The organism is Amycolatopsis jejuensis (assembly GCF_000717335.1).
Lineage (GTDB): Bacteria > Actinomycetota > Actinomycetes > Mycobacteriales > Pseudonocardiaceae > Amycolatopsis > Amycolatopsis jejuensis.
The window spans coordinates 1-8305 of the sequence record NZ_JNYZ01000071.1 but is presented as its reverse complement, the minus strand read 5'-3'; the positions used below and the strand labels follow the sequence as shown (position 1 = coordinate 8305).

Genomic DNA, 8305 nt, shown 5'->3' with positions numbered 1-8305 from the left:
GCAACATCTACTACCCCAGCGAAATCTACACAGAACTCGGCATCACCCCCTTCACCCAACCCGCCCACGCCACCAACCACGGCAACGACCAGTGACTCGGCAGCCATTCCGCACCCGCACCGCGGTCGACGATCTCATGGACCGCTACCTGGATCAGTACGTCGCGCTGGACCCGCTGACCGCGACCCGCCTCGGCGTACCAGGGCACGACGACGCACTGCCGGATCTGTCCCCGGACGGCCTCGCCGAGGTGTCCGCACTCCGCAGGCAGACGCTGGCGAAGTTGCGCACCGCCGCAGCAGCCGATCGCACCGACGAAATCACGATCGCGGCCGCGATCGAACAGCTCAGTGTCGCCGAGGCGATCCGCGCAACCGGTGGGGAGGAATCGCGGCTGGGCAGTGTCGTAAGCCCCGTGCAGGAACTGGAAGGCGTCTTCAGTTCGATGGCCGCCGATACCGCGGACGAGTGGGCAACCATTGCGGCCAGGCTGAACCGTCTGCCCGAAGCCATCCGCGGCTACCGCGCTTCGCTGCAGCTCGCCGCAACGCGCGGTGACGTGAGTGCGCGCCGCCAGGTCCTCGCTGCAGCAAGTCAGGCCGACGAGAGCGCCGGTCCCGACGGGTACTTCGCCACCCTGGGCTCGGATGTCGCAGCCAGGACCGAGCTTCCGGCCTCGGTCCGTACCGAGGTGGGCAAGGGCGTGCAGGCCGCCCGGGAGGCCTACGCGCAGCTGGGTTCGTATCTGCGCGACGAGCTCCTCGACCTGGCGCCCGACACGGATCCAGTCGGACCGGAGCGATATGCGTTGCACTCCCGGTTCATGCTCGGCGCGCAGATCGACCTGGCCGAAACCTATGCCTGGGGCCAGGAAGAGCTGTCCCGGATCACTGCGTTGATGCGCGAGACCGCGCACCGGGTAAAGCCGGACGCGTCAGTGGCCGAGGCGATCACGCATCTGGACAACGACCCGGCCTACCAGGTCACCGGCATCGACGGGTATCGCACCTGGATGCAGGAGAAAGTCGACGCCGCGGTTTCCGCACTGGCCGGCACGCATTTCGACATCCCGGAACCGCTGCGCCGGCTGGATTGCCTGGTCTCGCCGATGCGGATCGGTGGCATGTCCTACAGCGATCCGTCCGAGGACTTTTCCCGGCCGGGGCAGATCTGGTGGTCGCCCCCGGCCGGGACGGACACCTTCAGCACCTGGCGCGACCTCACCATCCTGTACCACGAAGGGGTGCCGGGGCATCACCTTCAAATGGGGCACGCCGTGGTCCAGCGCGCCCTGCTCAACAACTGGCGGCGGCGGGCGTGCCAATTCCCCGGCCACACCGAGGGATGGGGGCTCTACGCCGAGCGCCTCATGGCCGATCTCGGCTACCTCGACGATCCCGCGTATGCCTTCGGAATGCTGAACAGCCAGTCGTTGCGGGCGACGCGGGTGGTCGTCGACATCGGGTGGCACTGTGGTTTCGAGGCACCCGCCGAAGTCGGCGGCGGCACCTGGACCTACGAGAAGGCATGGCAGTTCCTCACCGCACACGCCAGCATGCCGGAGACATTCCTTCGCTTCGAGCTCGATCGCTACCTGGGTTGCCCAGGACAAGCACCGTGCTACAAGATCGGCGAACGGCTCTGGCTGCAGCTGCGTGAGGAAGCTCGTCGCTCGGAAGGCGATACGTTCGATCTGGCCGGGTTCCATCGGCGTGCGCTGGACATCGGGGCGGTGGGCCTGGACGTGCTCCGCGACGCGGTACTGACCGGATCGCACTGCGGCCGGTCGGAGTGACCGCCGGGTCCGGCGCCTCGTGAGCGGAAGCGCCGGACCCGGCAAGTCCCTGATCGCCGACCTCAGGTGGGAATCGACTCGATCAGCCGCGTGGTATAGGGATGCTGCGGGTGGTCCAGGACGTCGGAGGTCGACCCGCTCTCGACGATCTCCCCTCCCTGCAACACGATCGCCCGTTCGGTCATCTGCCGGACGACCGAAAGATCGTGCGTGATGAACAGGAAGCTGGTCCCGTATCGGCCACGGATCTCTCGCAGTAGCTCCAGCACCTGCGCTTGTACCGAGACATCCAGCGCCGCGACCGGCTCGTCGCAGATGAGCAGTTGCGGCCGCACCGCTATCGCCCGTGCGATCGCGACCCGTTGCCGCTCACCTCCCGACAGCGCGCCCGGCCGCCGCTCGGCGTACTCGGCAGGCAGGCCGACCATGGTCAGCAGCTCGGCGATCTCCTCGTTCACCTGACCCGCGTCGCTGCGGACCCGCACCGCTTCGGCAAGGGTGGCGCCGATGGTGAGCTTGGCGTTCAGCGAGGAGTAGGGATCCTGGAACACCACCTGCACCAGGCGACGCACCTCCGAACGCCGGCTGCGGGACAGGCGGCGGTAGTCACTGATGTCGATATCGGAGAGGGCGATCTCACCGCCATCGGGATGCTCGAGACCGAGCAGGCAGCGCGCGATCGTCGTCTTGCCCGATCCGGTCTCCCCGACCAGGCCAAGCGACTCGTCCGCCGCGATGGTGAACGACACCCGGTTCACCGCAGTGGTGACCCGGGTCTTGCCGACCAGGGTGGGCACCCGGTACGACTTCACGAGATCGGTGACCGTGAGAATCGGCTCCTTGCCGGACGGGGCAGGCTGAGGGGACGGAACGGAAAGGTGCTGACGCAGCTTCCGAAGTTCCGGCCGCAGCTCGTCGCTACGCCGGCAGGCGCTGCGATGCTGTGGTGCGACCAGCGCGAGCGGCGGGCGGGAACCGACGCACTCGGGCGCCTGCCACTGGCACCGGTCGGCGAACGAGCACACCTCGGCAACCGAATCGGCGGCCGGGACGTTGCCCGGGATCGACGTGAGTTCCTCCGCATAATGCGAAATCGGCGGCTCGGCACCCAGCAGCCCGATGGTGTACGGATGCTCAGGCTGGTCGACGAGCCTCGTGGCAGGCGCATCCTCGACCACCGAACCGGCGTACATGACGAGCACGCGATCGCAGACCGAGAAGGCGACCCGCAGGTCGTGCGTGATCAGCACGAGCGCCATGGCGCGGGTGCGCTGGAGCCTGCTCAGCAGTGCCAGGATGTCCGCCTGAGTGGTGACGTCGAGCGCGGTGGTCGGTTCGTCGGCGATGAGCAGTTCCGGGTCAGCGGCCAGCGCCGCGGCCAGTACCACCCGCTGACGCATGCCACCCGAGAGCTGAAACGGATACCGGTCCGCGACCGACGCCGCTTCGAGACCGACCTCGTCGAGCCGGGCGGCAGTCTCCGACCGGCTGCGGGACCGATGTCGGCGAATCGCGGGCGGCAGTGACTCGCGGATGTGCTGTCCCACCGTCATCAGCGGGTTGAGCGCGGTGAACGGATCCTGGAGGACCATGTTCATCCGGGCCCCCCGCAGCGGGCGCAGCTCTCGTTCGGTCTTGGCGGCCAAGTCGACCCCATCGAACTCGATCTGCCCTGCCGAGACCACATTCTCGGCGAGAACCCGCATGACGGCTCGTGCGGTCATCGACTTGCCGCTGCCCGACTCGCCCACGATACCCAGTGTCTGGCCGCGTTCCAGTTCGAAACCGACGTCGCGCACCAGCGTCCGGCCGAGAGTCGTTCGCACGGTCAGATCGCGCACGGACAGCAACGGATGAGGAGGCGCAGCATCGTGCGAACGGACTGTTTCCCTGGCCGGTATCATTGTTGCGCACCTTTGCGTTCCGAGCGGTCGTAGAGCCAGTCACCGAGCAGCGTGACGCTGGTTGCCGTGAGAACGATCATGACGCCGGGGGCCAGCGTCAGCCATGGATTGACCGTGAGCAACGCCTGTCCGTCCGACAGCAGCGAACCCCAGTCCGGCGAACCCGGCGGCGCGCCCAGTCCCAAGTAGGCCAGGCCGGACAGACCGACGAGACCGGCGACGAAATCGAGCAGGAACGTCGCGACGACGGTCGGCAGAATGTTGGGCAGCACGTGGTGGAAGAGAATCCTCGGACCGGATAACCCCAAGGTGCGGGCGGCTTCGATGTAGGGCAGGCGCACCTGGACGAGGGCCGCGCTGCGGCAGAGCCGGATCTCCACCGGCAAGGCCAGCACGGTCATCAACGCAACCGCGATCCAGTATCCCCCGCCGACGACACCGGCCACGACGATGACGACCAGCGTTCCCGGCACCGCATACATGAAGTCGGCGAAGCGGTTGGCGATCCCGTCGACGAACCCGCCCCGGTAGGCGGCCACGATGCCCAGCGTCGACCCGAGCAGCACCGCAGCACACGCAAGGCACAACGGGCCCAGTACCGCAGTCCGGGTTCCCGCGATGACCATCGACAGGATGTCGCGGCCCAGCGTGTCGGTACCCAGCCAGTGCGCCCCGCTGGGCCCGGTCGAGCCGAGCACGACGTCTTGAGCCTGAACGTCGTAAGGCGTCAACCAGTTTCCGGCGATGGCGAGGACGACGACGATCCCGGTGAAGGCGACCGACAGGACGACCAGAACGGGCATCCGCCGTCGCTTGGCCGGGCCATCGAGCCGCGGGTCCGCAGCGAGTGATACGTCGGCCATCAGGCACCTCCTCGCGCGACGAAGCGAAGACGCGGGTCCAGGATCAATACGAGCAGGTCGACGACGAGGTTGATCGTGAGCACGAAGGCACCGATGAACAGCACCAGCCCCTGTACGACGGGAACGTCCTTGTCCGTGACCGAGGCCAGCAACAGCGAACCGGCTCCGGGCAAGGAAAAGATGCGCTCGACGAACACCCCCGCGGACAGGGCGGCGATGAGGAGCAGCCCGGCGGTGGTGACGACCGGCACCGACGAGTTGCGGAACGCGTAGCGGACGAGGATGCGGGCCGGGCTGATGCCGCGCAGGCGAGCGAAGGTGACGTAATCCTGCTGCATCACGGTGAGGGTCGCCGCTCTGGTCTGCCTAGCCACGAACGCCGCCATGATCAAGGCCAGCGCGAAGGCCGGGAGGGTCAGGTGCTCGATGCGGCCGATGAAGCCGCTTCCCGTCCCGTAGATCGGGAACCACTCGAGCTGAGAACCGAGTACGTACAGGACGATGATGGCCAGGACGTACGACGGCGCTCCCATCACCACGCTGGTCAGCACCGACACCACCCGGTCGAAACGGCTCCCGTGCCGGATACCGGCCGCCATTCCGGCCGGAATGCCGATCAGCACCGTCAATACGACGGTGTACAGCGCGAGCTGAAGGGTCAGCCCGAGCCGGTCGGTGATCAGTGAATCCACCTCGGAACCGGTCTGCACGGCAATCGACTGACCGAAGTCGAGGCGGACGACATCGCCCAGCCAGTACCAATACTGCACGAGAAACGGTTCGCCGAGATGGTACTTGTCGTTGAGCGCGGCGACGAGTTCCGGTGCCGGAGTACGCGTACCGAGCAGCGTCTGGATCGGCGAGCCCGGGCTGATCGCGATCAGCGCGAAGACGACGAAAGTGAGGATCAGCAACAAGACGAGTCCCGCGGCGACGCGTTTGACGATGAACCGCGCAATCACCCTCGGCCCTCCTCTCGACGGGGATGCGCTGACCAGGTCATTTGCCCGCCCGTATCTGGTAGGCCCAGTTCCCGTCGTTGAGGTCCGTTGCGTCGATGCCTTCCTTGCCGGCAAAGACGAAGCCCTGCCTGAGCACGGAAGCCGTCGGCCTGGTGAAGAGCCCGAGGTAAGGCACATCGGACGCGACTGCGGAAAGGATTGTCTTCGTCGCCGCCCACCGTTCCGCGGGCGTGCTCGCCGACGAATCCACGATCGACACCGCGGCCGCCACGGCCGGGGTGCTCCACCGTGCGGTGTTCTCGATGTTGCCGGCCCCGACCATCGTGGTGAGCAGCGCCGAGGGATCGTTGACCGCCGCGTCGAAACCACCGGTCCCGAACGGCGGCAAGGTACCACTGGTGAGCTCGGCGAACCGCTGCTGTCCGGTGATCGGCTTCAGCTCGACCCGGACGCCGATCGCCTGCAGGTTCTGTTGCAGGACCAGCGCCGTTTGTTTCGCCGAACCGGTCGACTCGTTGTACTCGACAGTGGTGGAGAACCCCTGGGGATGTTTCGACTGGGCCATCTCGGCCTTCGCCTTGGCGACGTCGAACGGATACTGCGGCAGGCTCGTCAGGAACGCCTGCGCCGCGTCCGCACTCCCCGCCACGCCGGCCAGCTCGGACGCGGGAACAAGGCCGGCGAGGAAGTCGACGTTGCCGCCGAAACCGACCTTGGCGTACGCCGCTTTGTCGACGGCGTAGGCGATTGCCCGCCGCACATGCACGTCGTCGAACGGCGGCGCAGTGACATTGAACTGCAGGAACACCTGGTCGGTCGAAGGCGCGGTGTGCACTGACGCTCCCGGAACCTTGCGCCATTGGTCCAGCGTCTGCGGGTCGGCGACCTGGCCGCCGTCGACGGTCCCGGACTGCAGCGCAAGCTTGAAGGCGTTGTTGTCGGTGATGATCGGGAAGTCGATGTTCTCGACCTTCGGGGGAACACCCCAATGGCGCGGATTGTTCTTGAGCACAATGCTCTGGGCGGTGTACCCGGCCACCGTGTACGGACCGGTACCCACCGGGATGGCGGCAGCCGTCCCGAGCGTGTTCGCGTGCGCTTCGGAGAACTGCTTCTCCATCACGAAGACATTCGAAGCCAGCTTCCCCCGGGCAATCGGGTCCGGCTTTCCGAGATCGACAGTCACCGACAGCGGCCCGGTGGCCGACACATTCTTGATGTCCGGCAGGAAAGTGGCCGAAGCCGCAGTCTCGGCCGCATAGTGCCGGATGCTCCACACCACGTCGTCGGCGGTCAACGGCTGCCCGTCGGAGAACGTGACGCCGGAACGGATTGTGTAGACCAGCGTGGCCGGATTCGGCTGTGCCACCGACGTCGCCAGGACCGGCGTGTAGACATTCTTGCTGGACAATCTTTCCAGCGGTTCGTTCACCAGCGGGACCACCGGGTTCCGGCCGGGAAACTGTGCGTAGTCCAGGTTGGGCACCGGAGAGGGAAGTGCCCACGACAACTTGGGAATCTTCGCGTCGGTCGCCGCCTGCGGTTCACCCGCCCCGGATGAACCGCCCCCACAGCCGGCCACCATTGCCAGCCCCGCAACAGCCAGGACCGACACTGCAGTCATCACATAACGGGAACCCATTCGGGTACGACCGTGCCACATTTTGACCATGCACTCGTCCCTTGTCCGATGAGGCCATCCGCACCACGGCGGGGCCAAGATGCAACAGAGTGTAGAGACGGGCAACAAGACTCGCAATAGCGCACATCGCTCCCGAGGGACCCTCCCCACAACTTCAACATCTTGTTGACTAATGCCGCTCGAACTGGGAATATCAGCCCATGCCAAGTCGAAGCACGGCCGTGCGGCGGTCGGCCACCGGCGACAAGAAGGCCGCGACGGTCCGATTCTCCCGAGAGCAGAAGGCGCACGCTGCCCACGTCGTGCAGTTGCTCAGTCCCATCATTCCGGCGCTGGCGGTGGCACTCGAGCCGCGCACCGAGGTGGTCCTGCACAACCTCACGAAGTTTCCGAACACGATCGTCACGGTCGGCGGCGCGATCACCGGCCGGGACGCCGGCGGTTACCTCACCGACCTGGGAGTCCAGGCAGTGAAAACGGGCCAGACCGAACACCAGCTCAGGTATCGCACCGAGACCAAGGACGGACTGGCCTTGCGTTCGTCCACCCTGCTGTTCAAGTCTCCCGACGGCCGGGCGGTCGCCTCGTTGTGCATCAACACCGACATCAACGACCTGGAGCGGGCTCAGCGGATCCTGGCGTCGTTGACCGTGACCGAGCAGGCTCCCCCCGAAAAGCCCGCCGAGAAATTCCCCGACTCGATCGAATCCCTCACCGAGGGCATCCTGCGCGATGCGATCGCAGCCATCGACATTCCGGTCAATCTCATGAAGAAATCGCACAAGCTCGAGGTGGTGCGCGAGCTGGAACGACGCGGCTTCTTCACTCTCCGCGAAGCGGTGGAGCTGGCAGCGGCAAGACTGGACGCCAGTCGTTACACGATCTACAACTACCTCAACGAACTGGACGACGAAGAAACGGCGGCCCCGAACGCATAGCTGGCGCGACAGGCCACGCACCCGCGAGCCCGACGACCCGTCGTCGGGCTCGCGTGCTGTCCACGGCACCGTTGTCCGGATCCGGGACTGCCCTCCGCGGCTCGAGTCACTGGTCGTTGCCGTGGTTGGTGGCGTGGGCGGGTTGGGTGAAGGGGGTGATGCCGAGTTCTGTGTAGATTTCGCTGGGGTAGTAGATGTTGC

The 8305-nt window shown here is 66.3% G+C and carries 6 protein-coding genes; 2 read left to right on the top strand and 4 right to left on the bottom strand.

Translation table 11 applies throughout. The annotated features are described in order from the left end of the window. The first annotated feature begins 91 nt into the window (after positions 1 to 91). The gene (locus OO71_RS45630) at positions 92 to 1795 is read left to right on the top strand and encodes a DUF885 domain-containing protein (protein ID WP_033296379.1); all 1704 of its coding nucleotides are present in this window, start codon (positions 92 to 94) and stop codon (positions 1793 to 1795) included. Between the two features lie 62 nt (positions 1796 to 1857). On the opposite strand, the gene OO71_RS45625 is transcribed toward OO71_RS45630, so the two are convergent. Genes OO71_RS45625 through OO71_RS52815 form a run of 4 tightly spaced genes read right to left on the bottom strand, consistent with a single transcriptional unit; the run spans position 1858 to position 7148 of the window. After that, on the bottom strand, positions 1858 to 3636 hold the full coding sequence (locus OO71_RS45625; protein ID WP_245633983.1) for a dipeptide ABC transporter ATP-binding protein: 1779 nt from the start codon (positions 3634 to 3636) through the stop codon (positions 1858 to 1860). A gap of 59 nt (positions 3637 to 3695) precedes the next feature. After that, positions 3696 to 4562, bottom strand: coding sequence for an ABC transporter permease (locus OO71_RS45620; protein ID WP_063740204.1), 867 nt, complete (start codon positions 4560 to 4562; stop codon positions 3696 to 3698). Beyond that, complete coding sequence (locus OO71_RS45615) at positions 4562 to 5524, bottom strand: ABC transporter permease (protein ID WP_245633982.1); 963 nt, start codon at positions 5522 to 5524, stop codon at positions 4562 to 4564. The genes OO71_RS45620 and OO71_RS45615 overlap by 1 nt, the downstream gene beginning before the upstream one ends. A gap of 37 nt (positions 5525 to 5561) precedes the next feature. Beyond that, positions 5562 to 7148, bottom strand: a complete 1587-nt coding sequence (locus OO71_RS52815; RefSeq protein WP_033296377.1) for an ABC transporter substrate-binding protein — start codon at positions 7146 to 7148, stop codon at positions 5562 to 5564. Between the two features lie 218 nt (positions 7149 to 7366). On the opposite strand from OO71_RS52815, the gene OO71_RS45605 reads away from it, so the two are divergent. After that, a complete protein-coding gene (locus OO71_RS45605; protein ID WP_084145815.1) occupies positions 7367 to 8104 on the top strand; it encodes a helix-turn-helix transcriptional regulator in 738 nt (245 codons plus the stop codon). The last annotated feature ends 201 nt before the right edge of the window (positions 8105 to 8305 follow it).